This window comes from Mesorhizobium sp. 113-3-3 (assembly GCF_016756495.1).
Taxonomy (GTDB): Bacteria; Pseudomonadota; Alphaproteobacteria; order Rhizobiales; family Rhizobiaceae; genus Mesorhizobium.
In genome coordinates, this window is the sequence record NZ_AP023243.1 from 6023934 (window position 1) to 6042299 (window position 18366).

The following is an 18366-nucleotide window of genomic DNA, read 5'->3' on the forward strand; positions in this document are numbered from 1 at the left end:
ATGTTGCTTGAAATTCCGTCCGAAAAACCCGGCCAATTGAACATGCAGGCACATTTCAGCGACCATGGCCGCGATCCATGCGCGCAAGTCTCCGCGACTTCGGATTGCCGGGAAAGGAACGATCGGTCCTTCGGCGCGGCCGCGACGAACAATTTTTCCATTCACGGGGGCAAGTGGATGATGATCGCGATCGGACCGGCGCTGGACGCGCCCAATCGCCCGCAGCCCGGCTGGGCCGCCCTCAACAGCATATGACGGCGGTGATGGTGTCGGCGCCCTCGGCGGCCTCCTGGGCGGTGGCGGAGGCGGTCACGTCGAAACCGAGACAGGCGAGGTTGCGGGGGTCTTTCCTGGCGGCGGCGCGACCGCTGTCGTAAAAGCGGAGCTTGTCGATGCCGAGCAGCGCTTTGTGGGCCGGCAGCGCGCCGATCGCACAATGTCGATATCTCTTCATTGTTGACCTTATTTAAAATCACTGTAATAGACTCTACACAAGAGGCGGAGAGCCCAACACCTGTTTCGGGGAGGCCAATGGCGATACGCGATGTTCTGATGCGCGGGGATCTGGCGCTGACGCCGTCGGAAGAGAAGATCGTCCGGTTGCTCCTGACGGACTATCCGACCTCCGGCCTCGGCACGGCCTCTTCGCTTGCCCGGCGCGCCGGCGTCAGCGATCCGACCGTGGTCCGGCTGGTCGTCAAGCTTGGCTATGAAGGCTTTCCGGATTTCCAGGCAAAGCTGCTGGCCGAGGTCGAGGCCAGGTTGCACTCGCCGCTGTTGATGATGGAGGCGAAGCGCCAAAGCGGCTCCAGCGACAGCGCCGTGCTTGCCTATCTCGATTCCGTCACCGCCGCGCTGCAGAAAGCCGCTACCGCGACGCCGGCGCGGACCTACGAGCGGGCCGCCCGCCTGCTGATGGAGGCCAAGGGCGAGATCGTGCTGGTCGGCGGCCGGTTCAGCCGCCACATCGCCGGCATGCTGGCCGGGTATCTCGTGCAGTTCCGCACCGGGGTCCGCGACCTCGGCGTGCTCTCCCCCCAGGTATTCGACACCCTGGCCGACCTTAGCCGCCGCGACGTTCTCGTCGTCTTCGACTATCGCCGCTACCAACTCGACGTGATGGCCTATGCAAGCCAGGCGGCGGCGCTCGACGTGCGCATCCTGCTTTTCACCGACCAATGGCTGTCGCCAGTATCGGATCTCGCCGAAGTCACCATCGTCAGCCCGCTGGAAGTCGCGTCGCCGTACGACACGCTGGCGCCGGCGATCGCGCAGATGGAAGCGCTGACCGCCCACATCGTCTCGACGCTGGGCGACGATGCCCGGGCGCGCATCGAGCGGATCGAGAAGGTGCGGCACGCCAATGCGGTGACGCTCGACAGCGATCCGCAAGCGAACGGCGCGCCCCAGGCAGCTGGACCACGCAAGACACCCGGACCCAAATTAGCAAAGCAGGACGACCAAGCATGACCCAAGCCTTACCGAAGCGAGACGAAGCCTTCCGTGCCGGCGAGACGGCGCTGCTGCTGGTCGACATGCAGCGCATCTGGCTGGAGCCGGGCGCCGACCCCTCGCATCCGGAGCGCGGCCCCGACCATTATTTCTACCGGCAGACATCCTCACAGACGATCCCGAACCAGGAGCGGCTGCTGGCGGCGGCGCGGGCCAATGGCGTCGAAGTGCTGCATACCATCATCCAGAGCCTGACCGAGGACGGCCGTGACCGCTCGCTCGACCACAAGCTGACGCCGATCCATATCGCGCCGAGCCTTCCCGAAGGTTTGCCGGTGGCATCGCTGGCGCCGGTCGGCGACGAGATCATGCTGCCGAAGACCTCGTCCGGCGTCTTCAACTCGACCAATGTCGACTACCTCCTGAAGAACCTCGGCATCCGCTACCTCGTCGTGGTCGGCGTGCTCACCGACCAGTGCGTCGACATGACCGTGCGCGACGGCGCCGATCGCGGCTATCTCGTCACCTGCGTGTCGGACGCCTGCGCCACCATCACCCAGGAGCGCCACGACATCGCTCTGAAAGCCTTCGGCGGCTATTGCTGGGTCACTGATACCGACACCGTCGTCGACCGTTTCAACGCGCTGGGAAAAACGGCATGACATCGACCGTCGAGCCCCTCGTTGCCGTCGTCACAACAGATCTCTGCGCCATCACGCGGGGCCGCTTCGTTGTCGAAAGCAGACTGCAGAAGACCGCCACGACCGGTGTCGGCTGGCTGCAGGCCAATCTGTCGATGACGCCGTTCAATTCCATCGTCGTGCCCAATCCCTGGGGCTCGTCGGGCGATCTGCGGCTGATCCCCGATCTCAAGGCGCGCTTTCGCACCGAGCGGACTGGATCGGCGACGCCGTTCGATATGGTCGCCGGCGACATTGTCGAGCTCGACGGCAGCCCCTGGCTCGGCTGCACGCGGACCATGCTCAGGGATGCGCTGGCTGAGCTAAAGGCCGCGACCGGCCTCTCCGTCATCGCCGCCTTCGAACATGAGTTCCACATCGCCGATGGCAGTTTCGCGCCGGCGCATTCCATGTCCTTCGCCGCGCTGCGCCGCACCGATCCCTTCGCCCCCAATCTGATGGCGGCGCTGGAGGAAGCTGGTGTCGGCCCCGAAGTGGTCATCGCCGAGTTCGGCGACGAGCAGTTCGAAGTGACGCATGAGCCGGCCGATGCGCTGACGGCGGCCGACCGCGCCGTCGCCATCCGCGAAATCACCCGCGAAGTGGCGCGCAATGCCGGCTGGCGGGCGAGCTTCGCGCCCAAGACCGCGCCCAATGCCGTCGGCAACGGCGTGCACATCCATTTCAGCTTCGTCGACGAGGCCGGCAAGCCGGTGACCTACGATGCGGCGCAACCTGGTGGTCTCTCCACCAGGGCCGGCGCCTTCTGTGCCGGCGTGCTGCGTCATCTGCCAGCGATCACCGCCATGACGGCGTCGAGCGTGTCGTCCTTCTACCGGCTGAAGCCGCACAGCTGGAGTTCGTCCTACACCTGGCTCGCCGACCGCGATCGCGAAGCGTCGCTGCGCATCTGTCCGACAGTAACGATCGGCGGACGCGATCCGGCACGGCAGTACAATGTCGAATACCGGGCCGCCGACGCCACCGGCAATCCTTACCTGTCGCTGGCGGCGATCATCCGCGCGGGACTGGAAGGGTTGAAGGCGGACCTGTCGTCACCGCCGCTGGTCACCGGCGACCCGACGCTGATGAGCGAGGCGGAACGGGCGGAGCTCGGCCTGGTGCGGCTGCCGGAAACCTTGCCGGCGGCGCTGGACGCGCTTCTTTCCGACAAGACCGTGACGGGATGGTTCGCGCCAGTCTTCATCGAGACCTTCGTGGGTCTGAAGCGGCATGAGGTCGAGCGGCTGGCCGGCCTCGATCCGGCCGCCATCTGCGACCTCTACCGGACGCTTTATTGATGACCGTGCTGACTGAAAAAGATTGGCCCGATGCCGTCGAGGTTCTCAACGAGCGCGGCCGCAGCGACATCGTCCTTTTGTGCGAGCATGCCTCCAACCACATGCCGGCGGAATATCGCCAGCTCGGCCTCGACGCCAGCCATCTGCAGCGCCACATCGCCTGGGATATCGGCGCCGCGGCGGTGACACGGCTGTTGTCGGCACGGCTCGATGCACCGGCGTTCCTCAGCGGCTATTCGCGGCTGCTGATCGACCTGAACAGGCCGCTGGGCACCCCCGGCAGCATTCCCGTGCTGTCGGAAGACACCGACATTCCCGGCAATGTCGGTGTTGATGCTGCGGAGCGGGACCGGCGCGCCAAAATCATGTTTTCGCCGTTCCATGACCGCGTGGCGGCGCATCTCGATCATCGCGTGACCGAGAGGCGGCCGACGCGGATCGTGACGATCCACTCCTTCACGCCGGTGTTCCTCGGTGTCGCCAGGCCATGGCACGCGGGCGTGCTGCATGACCGTGCCGCCGATCTCGCCGAAGCGATCCTTTCGGGCCTGCGCACCGACGCGGCACTCAACGTCGCGGCCAACGTGCCCTATGTGATCAGCCGCGACGCCGATTACGCCGTGCCTGTCCATGGCGACGATCGCGGCATCCCCGCCGTCCTCATTGAGGTCCGGCAGGACCTGCTGGCGAACCAGGCCGGTATCGAGGAGTGGGCCGACCGGCTGGCGGCGGCACTGCCCGCGCGTGAGACGGAGGCAGTTTCGTGAGCACAGGCGCCTGACGCTGTGGCAGCCCATTTGAACTGAGCCGTGAAAGAGCACTGCCCCATGGCCGCGCGAAAGCCCGCGCCCCTGGCGGAGGCGCGGGCTTTTCACTGCCACCCGGGCGGCTCAGGCCGCGCGCTGACTTTGCTTAGGCCGCAAATTCTGGTTCATGCGGAACAGGTTCAGCGGGTCATAGCGCTGCTTGATCTCCAGGAGCCGCTGGTAATTGCCGCCATAGGCCGCTTCGACCCGGTCGACCTCGTCCTCAGGCATGAAGTTCACATAGGCCGTGCCGGCAGCATAGGGCTTGGCCGCCTCATAGAGGCTGCGCGCCCAACCGATGCAGGCCCTGTCCATTGACGGTTCGCGCCAGCGGGCATGGACATTCATGACGAAGTGCGAGCTGCGTTGCGGAAACGCCGTCGCGTCCTGCGCCACACGGCCCGCCGCACCACCGACATGGCCGATGAATATCTCGCATTCGGGGCCGGGCAGCTCACGTATCGCTTCGGTGAGTATCTCAACTGCCCTGTCGGGAAGCTTGGTGAAGTCATGACTCTTCCAGTAGTTGCGGGCGCCGGGGGTAAGCAATGGGTCGAATGCCTGCTGCCAGCCGGTGAACGGGTTGGGGCCGACGACATCGACAATCGGCGAGCCGATGGCGCGAAGCTTCTTCGTCGCCTTTTCACCTGCCTGGAGATCGCCGCAATAGCACATGGCCAGCACCAGGACATCCTTGCCGTGCCACTCGGCCGGCAAGAAGGGCAGCGGCGGCGCTTGCCGCATGACCACCCAGCAGGTCAGTTCGTCGGGCGCCGTTTCGAGCGCGTTGCGATACGCCTCCAGCACCTTCTCGGCATCGGCGAAAGGATGGACGACAAGCCCCGACAGAACCTGCGGACCCACCTGATGGAGCTGAAACTCGAATGCCGTGACAATGCCGAAATTGCCGCCGCCGCCACGCAGCGCCCAGAACAGGTCCGGATTTTCCGTCTGGCTGGCGCGCAGCAACTTACCGTCGGCGGTGACCACATCGGCGGAGACAAGATTGTCGATAGTCAGGCCGAATTTCCGGGTGATCCAGCCAAAGCCGCCGCCCAGGGTCAGGCCTGATATGCCGGTGGTCGAATTGATACCGGTCGGCACCGCCAACCCAAAGGCCTGCGTTTCCCGGTCGACATCGGCGAGCGTGGCGCCGGGGCCGACCCATGCCCGCCTTGCGGCGGGATCGACCCGCACCGACTTCATCGGCGATAGATCGATCATCAGGCCGCCATCGCAGACGGCACTGCCGGCAATGTTATGGCCGCCGCCGCGCACGGAGACGAGAAGCCTGTTTTCCCTGGCGAAATTCACGGCACGGATGACGTCGGAGGCGCCGACGCAACACACGATCAGCCCCGGCTGCCGGTCGACCGTGGCATTCCAGATGGCACGGACTTCGTTGTAGGCAGCATCCCCCTGCTGAAGCAGAGTGCCGCGTAATTGTGCCGAAAGCGCTTCTATGGTTGTGGCGTCGACTGTCGCCTTGCCGCCTTCAAGCGTGGTGAGGCTCATGGTATTCATGGTTTCCTCCCAATTTGTTGCTTATGAGCCGTTCTCCTTCAAACGCCTTCAATTCTGCTCTTATATTAGATATCGCGCAAGTAACGACGCTTTGAAGCGGATGGGTGGCCGCCGCTTGGCGTGCATCGACAGTGGCGAACGGTCGAAGGTGACTGGTCGACGCCGCAAAGCGTGCTGGAGCCGCTGAGGGAACGGCGCATGGCGGACAAAAATCCTGGCGTGCATGTCACACTGGCAGATGTTGTCTCGTCATGTGGTCGGCACCAACAGAAGGAAGCCCATCATGACCGCAAAAATCGACCTCTTCGCCGCCGCCCCTTCCCTGATGAAGAACTGGCAGCGTTCCTCGATCGAGCTCTCCGCCGCCGCCAGCCTCGAGCACAGCCTGACCGAACTGGTGAAACTGCGCGCCTCGCAGATCAATGGCTGCGCCAACTGCATCAATCTCCACGCCACCGAGGCGCGCGAGAATGGTGAAACCGAGCAGCGCATCTATCTGCTACCGGCCTGGCGCGAGGCCCCTTGCTACAGCGACCGTGAACGCGCCGCACTGGCCTGGACGGAGGCCTTGACCCGGCTCTCGGAAGGTAGCAGCCATGCAAGCGCCTATGAAGAGCTGAAGGCACCCTTCACGGAGGAAGAGCAGATCAAGCTCACTTTGACGATCAACATCATCAACGCCTGGAACCGCATTGCCGTCGGTTTCGGCCTGTATGCCGACCCAGCTGCCGTGAAGGCCGCCCGGGTGGCCGCAGCCTGATGACGAGTACGGCGACCGACGACGACGCAGCAGGCTTCGCCCCGCTGCGTCCCAAGCTCATGCGCGTCGCCTACCGCATGCTGGGCTCAGTGTCGGACGCCGAGGATGCCGTGCAGGAGGCCTTCATCCGCTGGATGAAGGCCGACCGCGCCTCGGTGCGCGAACCCGAAGCATTCCTGCGCCGCACGGTGACGCGTCTGTGCCTCGACCAGCTCAAATCCGCACGGCACAAACGCGAGACCTATGTCGGCCCCTGGCTTCCCGATCCCGTGGTGGAAGAGGACGAGGTGGAAGACGTCACCTTGCCGCTGATGCTGGTGCTGGAGCGCCTGTCTCCGCTCGAGCGGGCGGCCTTTCTGCTGCACGATGTGTTCGGACTGGGATTTGACGAGGTCGCGGCCGCCATCGAGCGCGACCCGGCGGCCTGCCGCCAGCTCGCTGCCCGGGCGCGCGGCCATGTCCGCGAGGCGCGGCCCCGCTTCACGGTGGAACGGCAACGCGGTCTGGAGCTCGCCGAGGCTTTCTTCACGGCCTCGCGCAGCGGCAACATGAGGGCGCTTGGCGCGATGTTGAGCGCCGACGTCGTCGCCCATGCCGACGGTGGCGGCAAGCGTCCGGCGGCCACGCAGCCGGCCCTCGGCTTCGATGCCGTCATGACGCAATACGAACGTGTGGCGGCCTGGTTGCGCACGCATGGCTCGAAGCTTGTCCGCTTCGGCTTCATCAACGGCTTGCCGGGGTTCGTCACCCTGGAAGCCGATGGCGAACTCCAGACCACCGCGCTCGACATCGAGGACGGCAAGATCGTGGCCATCTATGTCGTGCGCAATCCCGACAAGCTCAAGCATCTCCACTGAGGGACAGGCTCGTCAAGCCAACCCGAACTGCTCCACGGCGCGCATGATGCCACGCAGTTCGGCGAGGCCTTTCAGGCGGCCTATCAACGAGTAGCCGGGGTTGATCTTCTTCTTGCCGATGTCGTCGGCGAGCAGGTGGCCATGGTCCGGCCGCATCGGGATGCGCCAGTCGGCGCGGCCCTCCTTGCGGCGGCGCGTCTCCTCCTGCATCAGAGCGAGGATGACATGCGCCATGTCGGTGCCGCCCTCGAGATGCTCGGCTTCGTAGAACGAGCCGTCCTCCTCGATGGTGATGTTGCGCAGATGGACGAAATGGATGCGGTCGGCGAATTCCTTGACCATGGCGACGATGTCGTTGTCGGCGCGCGTGCCGTAGGAGCCGGTGCAGAAGGTCAGCCCATTGGCTGGGCTGTCGACGGCGTCGAGGATGAAGCGGGCATCCTGCGCGGTCGACACGACGCGCGGCAGGCCATAGAGCGAAAAGGGCGGGTCATCCGGATGGATGCACATGCGCACCCCTTCCTCTTCGGCAACTGGAATGATCTCGCGCAGGAACCAGGCGAGGTTGTCGCGCAACTCCTTCGGCCCGATCCCGTCATAGTCCGCCAAAGCCTCGCGGAAACTGTCGCGGTCATACTTGCGCTCTGTCGCCGGCAGGCCGGCGATGAGGTTGCGCTCGATCTGGTCGACCTGCTCTGGCGTCAACACTTTCAGTCGCTGCTCGGCCTCGGCGATCCGCGCCGGCGTATAGCTGGCCGCGCCATCCTTGCGCTGCAGCACGAAAAGGTCATAGGCGGCAAAATCGATGGCGTCGAAACGCAAGGCATAGCCGGTTGTCGGCAGGCGATACATGAGGTCGGTGCGGGTCCAGTCCACCACCGGCATGAAATTGTAGCAGATCGTCTTGATCCCGGCCTTGGCGAGCGCGCGGATGCTGTCGCGATAGTAGCCGGCGTAGCGCTCGCGTTCGGGCGCGCCGATCTTGAAGGAATTGTGGACCGGGATGCTTTCGACCACCGACCATGTCAGGCCGGCGGCCTCGATGACGCGCTTGCGCTCGAGCACATCGGCCTCGGGCCAGGCCCTGCCATCGTAGATGTGGTGAAGCGCCGAGACCACGCCGGTGGCGCCGGCCTGCTTGACATGATCGAGCGTCACCGGATCATCGGGACCATACCAGCGCCAGCACTGTTCCATTACCGCTTTCCTTTTTGCGAGAGACCGGCAACCTATTGTTTGACACCAATGAGTGTCAAACTCAGAACCACGTTTTTATGGCGCATGAAGGAGCTTCCGCGATGAAGGATTTCGACGGCAAGGTGGCATTGGTGACGGGGACGACCGGCATCGCGCTCGCCACCGCAAGGCGGCTGGCGCAGGGTGGTGCGGCGATCATCGCCTGCGGCATCGATTGGGCCGCCAATGCTGCCATGCAGGAAAGCCTTGCCAAGGCCGGAGCGGATGCATTGGTGCAAACGGTAGACGTGTCCGTTTCCGATCAGGTTCGCGACGCGGTCGCGGCCGGCGTCGCGAAATTCGGCGGCATCGACGTCATCGTCAATTCCGCCGCGGTGCATCCCTACGGAACCGCGACGACGACCGACTGGGAAACCTGGAACCGGGCGATGACGGTCAATGTCGGATCGATCTACCTGACCGCGCATTTCGGCATCCCGGAAATGATCAAGCGCGGCGGCGGCGCCATCGTCAACGTCGCTTCGGTGCAGGGCTTCGCCTGCCAGCAGAACGTCGCCGCCTATGCCACGACCAAGGGTGCGATCCATACGCTGACACGCTCGCTGGCGCTCGACTATGCGGCATCAGGCATAAGGGTGAATTCGGTCAGCCCGGGCTCGATCCGCACGCCGATCCTGGAGAAGGCCGCGCGCGGCGACAGTGGCAGCGATGCCGATGTCGAGGAGGCCTACAGGCGCTTCGGCGCGGCCCATCCGCTCGGCCGCATCGGCGAGCCGGAGGAAGTGGCCGAGCTCATCGCTTTCCTGTGCTCGTCCAAGGCCGGCTTCTGCACCGGCGCCGACTACAAGATCGACGGCGGACTGACCGCCGGCATCGGCGTGAAGTAGAGCCTCGGCGATCGGCCTGCCTCAGGGATTTTGAGAGCGCAGCGTCCGCAAGGTGATCGAGTAGCGATGCTCGGCGAGCGGCGGGATGCTGTGCTCCCACTCCGTGCGCGAAGGCCCGGCCATGAGATAGGCTGATCGTGGCTCGACGACGACGGTCCGGCGCTCCCATTTGTCGCCGCTCTTTCGCCGCAGGCGGAAGCTGCAGGGCGCAAGCAGCGAAACGCCGGCGACGTCTTCGAAATGAGGCTTGTCGCGATGCCAGCCGATACCGGCGCCCGGCTGAAATTCATTGATCAGCACCTGCGCGAAGGCCTCGACAGACCGGCGCGCAAAGGCCGCGACCTTCTCGCGCACGGGCAGCAGGAAGTCGGGGATCGGCGCCGCTTCGACGACTTCGCGACGGTCATAATCATAGCGCAGACCGAACCCGACGACGCGCCGGTTCGCCAGATGGCCATGGAAGTCGAACGCCTGGAACGGCAGTCCCTCAAGCTGCCGGGCGAGCTCGGTCTCTTCCTGCGGGGTGATCAATCCGGGCTGATAGGCAAAACCTTCGGGCAAATCCTTGGGATCACCAAACAGATCATGCTGGAATGCTAAGGTGCTGCCGGTTGTTTTCGGTTTGAGGTGCGACATTCCGCCTAGATGGTGAAGGCTGAACGGTAAGGCAATATCGAGCCGCGCTTGCTTGCGCGGCAGATCGTGCGGTCGCTAAGGCAGGGAACCGGACCATTTCTGGCGGATTTATCTGGCTGAGCAGTCAGGTTGCCAACATGCCATCGACAGCGATCCGAAACACCCAATACGATCCCGCGACCAGAACCCTTTCCGTCTGGTTCGTGCCGAGCGGCCATCACTATGACTATGCGGACGTTTCCCCGGCAACCTATGCCGCTTTCAGGAAGGCTGCCTCGAAAGGCCGCTTCTTCAATGCATTCATCCGCGATCACTACAGCTACCGCCGCGTGGCATGACGCGGAGGTCGGCGGCCTTTCACGCCTTCTTGCCCAGCTCCGCCGGCGCCTGGTCCGACGCCGGTTCCCAGCCAAAGACACTGCGGCCGCCAAGCAGGTGCGACTGGTCGAATTCTCCGGCGACGATTTCCTTCAGGCTGGGTCCGGTGACATATCGCTCGACCTGCCGCGACTGATCGTCGAGCCGCTTCAACGCGCCGATTTCCTCTTCGCGGCCGAGCCTGGCTTTCTGCACCGCGGACTTCAGCACGCCGATCGTCTCGTCATAGACCTTGAGCGGAACGGGGAAAGGGTGCCTGTCCTTGCCACCATGGGCGAGTGAGAACCGGCCCGGATCGGAAAAACGGCACGGCGCGCCGTGCACCACTTCGGCAACGAGGGCCAATGCGCGCACCGTGCGCGCGCCAACGCCGGGAACGAGCAGAAGCTCGGAGAAATCCGCCGGACCGCGTTCGGCGGCCGCCGCCATGTTGCCATGCAGGCGGCGCATGACGACATCGCTTTCGCGGACATCATGGTGGGCCGGCATCACCAGATGCGGCAGCAGCGGTTGCTCCGGAGCCGTTGCCGTGCCGGCATCCAGGGCAGCGAATTCGCGCAGGATGCGGTCCGGGCCAAGGTCCTGAAGCAGGTCCAGCTGTCCCTGGCGCGAGGCCTCGGCGCGGCGGTCGGTCAGGTTGACGATCTCGCCCTGATTGGCGCCCTCGATGGCGGCGTGCGGCTGATCGACGAAACTCTTCAGACCTTCGGACAGCCAATGGTAGCGGCGCGCCACCTTGCTGTCGCCGTTCATGCCTTGCTGCACCACCACCCAGTCGCCGTCATTGGTGACGATGAAGCCATGCAGATAGAGGTCGAAGCCATCCTGAACGGCGGCGCTGTCTACCTTGGCGACAAGCCGGCTGACGGTTGCCAGGCGCGTTCCGTCGAAGCCGATGCGCTCGCCGATAGCGGCAAGCTCATGCGGGGTCTTGCGCGAATGAGCGCCACGGCCGCCGCAGACATGAATGCCGAGCTCGCCCGACAATGGCGCCAGACCGCGCTTCAAGGCGCCGACGACGCTGGTCGTGATACCCGACGAGTGCCAGTCCATGCCCATGACGGCGCCAAACGACTGGAACCAGAACGGATGCGCCAGCCGCCGCAGCAATTCGTTGCGGCCATAATGATGGATGATCGCCTCGCACATGACCGCGCCAAGGCGCGTCATGCGGTCGCCCAGCCATTTCGGCACGCGCCCGCCGTGAAGTGGAAGATCAGCACTGCCCGATCGTTGCGCCAATTCGGTTGCCTGTTCCGGTGTCTGGTGTCTGTCTTGTCTCGACAGATAGGTATCCCAGCTCGCGCGAAGAAGCACCTGATGCCTTTGCCTCCTCAGCGCCTGGTGACATCAAGTCCAGTTCGAAAGAACCGTCTCCATCTCGACCGTTTCGACCTGCTGCGCGAAACGTTGGTGATAGACGGTGAGCAGCGCGTCATGAGTCGCATCGGAAGAACTGCACAGCGCGTCCGTGACCAGAACGACACGATAGCCAAAATCGATGGCGCCAAGCACCGTTGCCAGGACGCACACGTCGGTTTCACCTCCGGTGACGACCAGCGTATCGATCTCGTGTTCCATCAGGAAGGCTCGAAGACGGCCTTCAAACCAGGGCGAATAAATATGCTTGTCGATGACCGCCGCCGGGGGACAGCAGGCGGCCAATGACGGCAGCAGCTCGACCATTTCCGGGCCGATATTGTCGATCGCCATCGAGGCCCAGCGCTCATAGTAGCGCTTCCATGTGCCAACACCCCGCCCCGGTTTCTGCGCGGGCACGAAACGCGTGAAGACCGTCTGTTTTGCCCGCGCTTCGACCAGCCTCTCAATCCGAGGGAGGACACGCGTGATCCAGGGTGTCGCCCACGGTGACGGTTCGGCAAACAGCCGCTGCATATCCACGCAGACATGCATGCACCCGTGACCCAACGGCCCATATGCCAAGCCAGGCACCGACATGACACGGGAACGTCACAAGCCGGGACTCGTTCCTGATTGGGCCGCGGTGACTGACGCAACCGGCCGACGCTCCGCTGCGGTGAAGGGAGTACCATCGGAGAGGCCGTGGGTTGCATTTTTCAGGGCTGCCGCCGAGGGTTGGCTGCGGAACAGACCTGCCGCGTCATGATGCCAAGGAGCGATGGTGGATCCCCCCGCCGACATTGCGGCTTTGCGCGCCGAACCCTGGCTATCTCACCACGCGTTTTTCGAGCTTGCGGGCCAGGGTGCGCCGATGCAGGCCAAGCCGGCGCGCGGTTTCGGAGATGTTGAAACCGGTCTCGACGAGCGTCTCGTGGATACGCTCCCATTCGAGATTCTTGATCGAGGTGGGCCGGTTGCTGACCGAAACCGAAACATCGCCCTCGGTCCGGCCGAAGGCGATTTCGATGTCATCGGTGTTGGCGGGCTTGGCCAAATAGTGACAGGCGCCAAGCTTGATCGCTTCGACCGCCGTGGCGATGCTTGCGAAGCCGGTCAGCACGACGATCCTCATCGAAGCATCGCGGGCGCTGAGCAGCTTCACGCATTCCAGCCCCGAGCCGCCGGCGCCAAGCTTGAGATCAACGACCGCGTAGGCCGGAACAGTCGTTTCGAGGGCGCCGAGCAATTCTTCCCTGCCGTGGCAGACCACGACGTCGTAGTCGCGCTTTTCAAAGGAGCGCTTCAGCGTCTTGGCGAAGGTGGCGTCGTCCTCGACGATAAACAGGGATCGATCAGGCTTCATGATCATCTCCAGCGGTCAGCGCCGCGAGCGGCAGCGAGAGCGTAACACAGGCGCCCTGCTCCATGTTGCGCGCCGAAAAGTCGCCTCCCAGCTTTCGAACCACGTTGACGACAAGGAAAAGGCCTAGGCCGCCGCCAGGCCGTCCCTTGCTCGACATATAGGGCTGGCCGAGCGCAGCCAGAATACCTTCGTCAAAACCCGCCCCGCGGTCGCGCACGGAAATCACCAGTTTGTCGTCCTGCCGCTCGGCCGTGACGCCGACCCAAGTCTGCGATGCCTCCAGCGCATTGTCGAAGACGTTGAAGATGACCTGCTTAAGCGCCGTGTCGGAGACGATCTGCTCGTCGGGTTCGAAATCGTTCTCGTACTCGAGATTGAGCGGCTGGCGGCTGACACGCCACTCCTGGACCAGATCGTCGAGGAAATGGCGGATGCTGGTGCGGATAGTGCCCTCGCCCCGCGCCTGGCCCGATGACATCAGGATGCCCGACACGATGCTTTTGCAGCGTTCGATCTGCGCCTGCATTTCGGCCACGTCCCCGGCCAGTTCGCGATTACGGGTGACGCTGCGCATCTGGCGCCAGTCGGACAGGATGACCGAGATGGTCGACAGCGGCGTTCCCAGTTCATGTGCCGCGCCCGACGCCAGCAGGCCCATCCGCACGATGTGGTCCTCCTCTGCCGAGTGCTGGCGCAGATCGGCGAGATAGGCGTCACGCTCGCGCAGATTTCGGTTGATGCGCGTCATGAAAATGACAATCAGGCCGGCCGCCAGCACGAAGCAGATGAACATGCCCCTGATATGCAGGGCCAAAAGGTCGCTGCCGCCATGATGCGGAATGGCGATCGGCTGGAACTGGAAGGTGAGGAAGACGAAGCAGGCCGAAGCGGCGGCCACCAGGCTCCAGGTGAACCACGGTGTCAAAAGCGCCGCGCCAAGCGTGATCTGCAGGAGATAGAGCGACACGAACGGGTTCGACGCGCCGCCGCTCAGGTAAAGCTGGGTGGTCAGCGCGGCCATGTCGAAGATGAGCGCGACGAACAGCTGCGCATTGCTGATCGAGCGCTGGCCGCGCGAAGCGAGCAGGCTGAAGATGTTCAGCCCGACCAGGAAAAGCACCACGCCGGCCATCTCCGCCAGCGGCAGCGGGATATCGAACCAGTATTCTGTCACCAGGATGGTGAGCACCTGGCCCGCCACCGCCAGCCAACGCAGCTGGATGAGCAGGAGCAGGTTCTTCCTGTTCGCCGCGTCGGGATCCGAGGCCGTGCCGCCGTTACCCGCAAGGGATACGGCGAAGGATTTGTCGTTGCGAAGCGTTTGCGTCGGGGCGCTCATCGTGCCGGTCCTCGCCGCCCGCGGCGGCCGATCATCGGCGCGGCCAGGGCCGCGGCAAGCATCGCAGCGAGCGTGAACCAGGTCAAAGCATAGACGAGGTGGCTGTTGCGGAACGTCACGACGGTCAGGCCACCGCGCGGCCAGCCGTCAACGCCGGATGCCTCCGCATCGACGAAATACGGGGCGACGTCCGTCAGGCCGCGCGTGGAGGCGATGGCGGCGACGTCGCGCGAATACCAGCGGTTGCCCGCCGCATCGTTGTTGCGCAGGAAGCCGCCACCCGGCTCGCTCATGCGCAACAGCCCGTCAATGACGGTCGACGAACCGAAGCCGCCGCTCTCCTGTTCGAACTCGGGCTTGCGCTCCTGGGGAATGAAGCCGCGATTGACCAGCGCGATGAAGCCGCGATCGGTTCGCATCGGCGTCAGCACCCAATAGCCGCCGCCAAGCTCCGTCACCGCCTGCACCAGAGTGTTCTTGCCGCTCAGAAATTGCCCAGCCAGTCGCACATGGCGGTATTCATTACTGGCTGCGGTCATGCCGCTCCAGTCCACTGGGCCGGGCGCATCGACAACGGGAGCATGAACGCGCTGCTCGACGCGGGCGATCAGGTCGAGCTTCCAGACCCGCCTTTCCAGCTGCCAGATGCCGAGCCCGACAAACACCAGCACGCCGAGGAGGCCGAGCAATACAAGGAAAAGCCGTGACGCGGGCGACCTGTCGGCGTCCTTTCCTGGCGCGGCGGACAGATCAATGCCGGCCTGCCCGATCCGGGCTTCGACAGTAGCCCTCCCCGCGCCCGGCGCCGGGCTCATGGCATCTCGCGCATGTCGTGCAGTCCCGGCATCATGTTGGCGTTGAGGTGGTACATCACCCAGAGCGAGCCGGTCAGCACGATGACGACCAGGATCAGCGTGAAGATCAGCGCCAGCATCGACCATCCGCCCTCCGAGGCGGTGTTCATGTGCAGGAAGAAGACCATGTGGACGACGATCTGCACCACCGCGAAGGCCATGATGACGATGGCCGTGACCTGCTTGTTGTCGATGGCGCCGCTCATCACCAGCCAGAACGGGATGGCGGTCAGGATCACCGACAGGACGAAGCCGGTCAGATAGCCCTTTAACGATCCGTGCGCCGCGCCGCCATGGGCGTGGCCGTGACCTTCGGCGTGATCATGAGTGCTCATCGCAACATCCCCATCAGATAGACGAAGGTGAAAACGCCGATCCAGACGACGTCGAGGAAATGCCAGAACATCGAGAGGCACATCAGCCGGCGGCGATTGGCCTCGGTGAGGCCGAACCGCGCGACCTGCGTCATCAGCGTCACCAGCCAGACGATGCCGAAAGTGACATGCAGGCCGTGCGTGCCGACCAGGGTGAAGAAGGACGACAGAAAGGCGCTGCGCTGCGGCGTGGCGCCTTCATGGATCATGTGCGTGAATTCGTAGAGTTCGATCGACAGGAAGGCCAGGCCGAACAGCCCGGTTACGGCAAGCCAGGCTTGCGTCGCCGCGACGCGGCCCTTGTCCATGGTCAGCATGGCAAAGCCATAGGTGATCGAGGAGAGGAGCAGCATGGTGGTGTTGACCGCCACCAGGTCGAGATCGAACAGGTCCTTCGGCGCGGGTCCAGCCGCGTAATTGCCGCCGAGCACGCCATAGGCCGCGAACAGCATGGCGAAGATCAGGCAGTCGCTCATCAGATAGAGCCAGAAGCCGAGCATGGTGCTGCTGCCTTCAGCGTGCACGTGCTCTTCCTCCAGGTGGAAGACCGGCTCAGGGCCGGCCGTGATTGCTGTCGTAGCCATGCTCATACCCTAGCCTGGGCGGCGAGGAGCGTCGTCCTAGCCTCCTCCGTCTGCGTGACCTCGGCAGCCGGAATGTGGAAGTCTCTGATATAGTTGAAGGTGTGACCGATCGCGGTGGCGATGAGGCAGACGAAGCTCAGCGCGGCCAGCCACCAGATGTACCAGATCAGGCCGAAACCGAGCGCCACGCTGAAGGCCGCCAGGATGACGCCGGTTCCGGTGTTTTCAGGCATATGGATCGGCTTGAAGCCGGAAAGCGGCCTGACGTAGCCGGCCTTCTTCATGTCCCACCAGGCATCGTTGTCGCGCACGACCGGCGTGAAGGCGAAGTTATAGGCGGGCGGCGGCGAAGAGGTCGACCATTCGAGCGTGCGGCCGTCCCAGGGATCGCCGGTCGGATCGGTCAAGGCCTCGCGCTTGCGGATGGAGACGAAGATCTGGATCAGGAAGGCGGCGATGCCGGCAGCGATCAGCACCGCGCCGAAGGCGGCGATGACGAACCATATCTGCAGCGAAGGGTCGTCGAAGACGCGCATGCGGCGCGTCACGCCCATCAGGCCGAGTATGTAGAGCGGCATGAAGGCGAACCAGAAGCCGACCACCCAGCACCAGAACGACACCTTGCCCCAGAACGGATCGAGCTTGAAGCCGAAGGCCTTGGGCCACCAATAGGCAATGCCGGCGAACAGGCCGAACAGCACGCCGCCGATGATGACGTTGTGGAAATGCGCGATCAGGAACAGGCTGTTGTGCAGCACGAAGTCCGCCGGCGGCACGGCGAGCAGCACGCCGGTCATGCCGCCGACGGTGAAGGTCAGCATGAAGGCCATTGTCCACATCATCGGCAGTTCGAAACGGATGCGGCCGCGATACATGGTGAACAGCCAGTTGAATATCTTCGCTCCCGTCGGGATCGAGATGATCATCGTGGTGATGCCGAAGAAGGAATTGACGCTGGCGCCGGAGCCCATGGTGAAGAAGTGGTGCAGCCAGACGAGGTAGGACAGGATGGTGATGACCACCGTGGCGTAGACCATCGAGGTGTAGCCGAACAGGCGCTTGCCGGAGAAGGTCGAGGTGACCTCGGAGAAGACGCCGAACAGCGGCAGGATCAGGATGTAGACTTCCGGGTGACCCCAAATCCAGATGAGGTTCACATACATCATCGGGTTGCCGCCGAAGTCGTTGGTGAAGAAGTTGGTGCCGACATAGCGGTCGAGCGCCAGGAGCGAGAGCACCGCCGTCAGCACCGGGAAGGAAGCGACGATCAGCACGTTGGTGCAGAGCGACGTCCAGGTGAAGACCGGCATGCGCATCATCGTCATGCCGGGCGCGCGCATCTTGATGATGGTGCAGATCAGGTTGATGCCCGACAGCGTCGTGCCGACGCCCGCCACCTGCAGCGCCCATATGTAATAATCGACGCCGACATCGGGACTGTAGCCGATGCCGGAGAGCGGCGGATAGGCGAGCCAGCCGGTGCGGGCGAATTCGCCGACGAACAGCGAGGCCATGACCAATATGGCGCCGCCGACCGTCATCCAGAAGCTGAAATTGTTGAGGAAGGGGAACGACACATCGCGCGCGCCGATCTGCAGCGGCACGACGAAGTTCATCAGCCCGGTGACGAAGGGCATCGCCACGAAGAAGATCATGATCACACCATGCGCGGTGAAGATCTGGTCGTAGTGATGCGAATTGAGATAGCCCTCCGAGCCGTTGAAGGCAATGGCCTGCTGCAGGCGCATCATGATGGCGTCGGAGAACCCGCGCAGCAGCATGACGAGGCCCAGCACCATGTACATGATGCCGATCTTCTTGTGGTCGACGCTGGTGAACCACTCCCGCCAGAGATAGGTCCACAGCTTGAAATAGGTGATGGCGGCGAGAAGGGCGATGCCGCCGAGAGCCACCGCGACGAAGGTGGCGACGACGATCGGTTCGTGCAGCGGCAGCGAGTCCAAGGTGAGACGGCCGAAGATGAATTTGGTCAGCGTATCGGGCATCTTCTG

The 18366-nt window shown here is 64.0% G+C and carries 21 protein-coding genes; 9 read left to right on the forward strand and 12 right to left on the reverse strand.

The window, feature by feature from the left end; all coding sequences use genetic code 11:
* Positions 1-255, forward strand: coding sequence for a hypothetical protein (locus JG746_RS29255; RefSeq protein ID WP_202355887.1), 255 nt, complete (start codon positions 1-3; stop codon positions 253-255).
* Here JG746_RS29255 and JG746_RS29260 read toward each other — a convergent pair.
* Complete coding sequence (locus JG746_RS29260) at positions 242-454, reverse strand: hypothetical protein (RefSeq protein WP_202355888.1); 213 nt, start codon at positions 452-454, stop codon at positions 242-244. The two genes, JG746_RS29255 and JG746_RS29260, sit on opposite strands and share 14 nt — an antisense overlap.
* A 77-nt stretch (positions 455-531) precedes the next feature.
* Here JG746_RS29260 and JG746_RS29265 point away from each other — a divergent pair, with 77 nt between their 5' ends.
* Genes JG746_RS29265 through JG746_RS29280 form a run of 4 tightly spaced genes read left to right on the forward strand, consistent with a single transcriptional unit; the run spans position 532 to position 4200 of the window.
* Positions 532-1470 (forward strand): MurR/RpiR family transcriptional regulator, encoded by a 939-nt coding sequence (locus JG746_RS29265; protein ID WP_202355889.1) that lies wholly within the window; start codon positions 532-534, stop codon positions 1468-1470.
* Positions 1467-2114, forward strand: coding sequence for a cysteine hydrolase family protein (locus tag JG746_RS29270; RefSeq protein ID WP_202355890.1), 648 nt, complete (start codon positions 1467-1469; stop codon positions 2112-2114). The genes JG746_RS29265 and JG746_RS29270 overlap by 4 nt, the downstream gene beginning before the upstream one ends.
* The gene (locus tag JG746_RS29275) at positions 2111-3433 is read left to right on the forward strand and encodes a glutamine synthetase family protein (RefSeq protein WP_202355891.1); all 1323 of its coding nucleotides are present in this window, start codon (positions 2111-2113) and stop codon (positions 3431-3433) included. The genes JG746_RS29270 and JG746_RS29275 overlap by 4 nt, the downstream gene beginning before the upstream one ends.
* On the forward strand, positions 3433-4200 hold the full coding sequence (locus JG746_RS29280; RefSeq protein WP_202355892.1) for an N-formylglutamate amidohydrolase: 768 nt from the start codon (positions 3433-3435) through the stop codon (positions 4198-4200). Before JG746_RS29275 ends, JG746_RS29280 begins: the two co-directional genes overlap by 1 nt.
* Before the next feature lie 123 nt (positions 4201-4323).
* On the opposite strand, the gene JG746_RS29285 is transcribed toward JG746_RS29280, so the two are convergent.
* Positions 4324-5763, reverse strand: a complete 1440-nt coding sequence (locus tag JG746_RS29285; RefSeq protein ID WP_202355893.1) for an FAD-binding oxidoreductase — start codon at positions 5761-5763, stop codon at positions 4324-4326.
* 283 nt (positions 5764-6046) lie between these two features.
* On the opposite strand from JG746_RS29285, the gene JG746_RS29290 reads away from it, so the two are divergent.
* Complete coding sequence (locus JG746_RS29290; protein WP_202355894.1) at positions 6047-6523, forward strand: carboxymuconolactone decarboxylase family protein; 477 nt, start codon at positions 6047-6049, stop codon at positions 6521-6523.
* A complete protein-coding gene (locus JG746_RS29295; protein ID WP_202355895.1) occupies positions 6523-7380 on the forward strand; it encodes a sigma-70 family RNA polymerase sigma factor in 858 nt (285 codons plus the stop codon). Before JG746_RS29290 ends, JG746_RS29295 begins: the two co-directional genes overlap by 1 nt.
* A gap of 12 nt (positions 7381-7392) precedes the next feature.
* Here the strand turns inward: JG746_RS29295 and uxuA are convergent, their stop codons facing one another.
* On the reverse strand, positions 7393-8577 hold the full coding sequence (uxuA, locus tag JG746_RS29300; protein ID WP_202355896.1) for a mannonate dehydratase: 1185 nt from the start codon (positions 8575-8577) through the stop codon (positions 7393-7395).
* Between the two features lie 101 nt (positions 8578-8678).
* On the opposite strand from uxuA, the gene JG746_RS29305 reads away from it, so the two are divergent.
* On the forward strand, positions 8679-9464 hold the full coding sequence (locus JG746_RS29305) for an SDR family NAD(P)-dependent oxidoreductase (protein WP_202355897.1): 786 nt from the start codon (positions 8679-8681) through the stop codon (positions 9462-9464).
* A 21-nt stretch (positions 9465-9485) separates the two neighbouring features.
* Here the strand turns inward: JG746_RS29305 and JG746_RS29310 are convergent, their stop codons facing one another.
* Complete coding sequence (locus JG746_RS29310; RefSeq protein WP_202355898.1) at positions 9486-10100, reverse strand: alpha-ketoglutarate-dependent dioxygenase AlkB; 615 nt, start codon at positions 10098-10100, stop codon at positions 9486-9488.
* A gap of 137 nt (positions 10101-10237) precedes the next feature.
* Between JG746_RS29310 and JG746_RS29315 the strand changes: the two genes are divergently transcribed.
* The gene (locus tag JG746_RS29315; RefSeq protein ID WP_202355899.1) at positions 10238-10438 is read left to right on the forward strand and encodes a KTSC domain-containing protein; all 201 of its coding nucleotides are present in this window, start codon (positions 10238-10240) and stop codon (positions 10436-10438) included.
* A 19-nt stretch (positions 10439-10457) separates the two neighbouring features.
* Here JG746_RS29315 and JG746_RS29320 read toward each other — a convergent pair whose 3' ends face one another.
* The 8 genes from JG746_RS29320 to cyoB all read right to left on the reverse strand — a co-directional run bounded on the left by JG746_RS29320 (position 10458) and on the right by cyoB (position 18360).
* Positions 10458-11720 (reverse strand): DUF763 domain-containing protein, encoded by a 1263-nt coding sequence (locus tag JG746_RS29320; RefSeq protein WP_202359521.1) that lies wholly within the window; start codon positions 11718-11720, stop codon positions 10458-10460.
* A gap of 108 nt (positions 11721-11828) precedes the next feature.
* Positions 11829-12437 carry a cysteine hydrolase family protein gene (locus JG746_RS29325; RefSeq protein ID WP_202355900.1) on the reverse strand — a complete coding sequence of 203 codons (609 nt, stop codon included), beginning with the start codon at positions 12435-12437 and terminating at the stop codon, positions 11829-11831.
* A 229-nt stretch (positions 12438-12666) separates the two neighbouring features.
* Positions 12667-13203 (reverse strand): response regulator transcription factor, encoded by a 537-nt coding sequence (locus tag JG746_RS29330; RefSeq protein ID WP_202355901.1) that lies wholly within the window; start codon positions 13201-13203, stop codon positions 12667-12669.
* The gene (locus JG746_RS29335; protein WP_202355902.1) at positions 13193-14542 is read right to left on the reverse strand and encodes an ATP-binding protein; all 1350 of its coding nucleotides are present in this window, start codon (positions 14540-14542) and stop codon (positions 13193-13195) included. Before JG746_RS29335 ends, JG746_RS29330 begins: the two co-directional genes overlap by 11 nt.
* The gene (locus tag JG746_RS29340; protein WP_202355903.1) at positions 14539-15357 is read right to left on the reverse strand and encodes an SURF1 family protein; all 819 of its coding nucleotides are present in this window, start codon (positions 15355-15357) and stop codon (positions 14539-14541) included. The genes JG746_RS29335 and JG746_RS29340 overlap by 4 nt, the downstream gene beginning before the upstream one ends.
* On the reverse strand, positions 15354-15731 hold the full coding sequence (locus JG746_RS29345; protein ID WP_202355904.1) for a cytochrome o ubiquinol oxidase subunit IV: 378 nt from the start codon (positions 15729-15731) through the stop codon (positions 15354-15356). The genes JG746_RS29340 and JG746_RS29345 overlap by 4 nt, the downstream gene beginning before the upstream one ends.
* Entirely contained in the window at positions 15728-16354 is a 627-nt protein-coding gene (cyoC, locus tag JG746_RS29350) for a cytochrome o ubiquinol oxidase subunit III (protein ID WP_446721118.1), read from the reverse strand. Before cyoC ends, JG746_RS29345 begins: the two co-directional genes overlap by 4 nt.
* 2 nt (positions 16355-16356) lie before the next feature.
* Positions 16357-18360, reverse strand: a complete 2004-nt coding sequence (cyoB, locus tag JG746_RS29355; RefSeq protein WP_202355906.1) for a cytochrome o ubiquinol oxidase subunit I — start codon at positions 18358-18360, stop codon at positions 16357-16359.
* Positions 18361-18366: the final 6 nt, after the last annotated feature.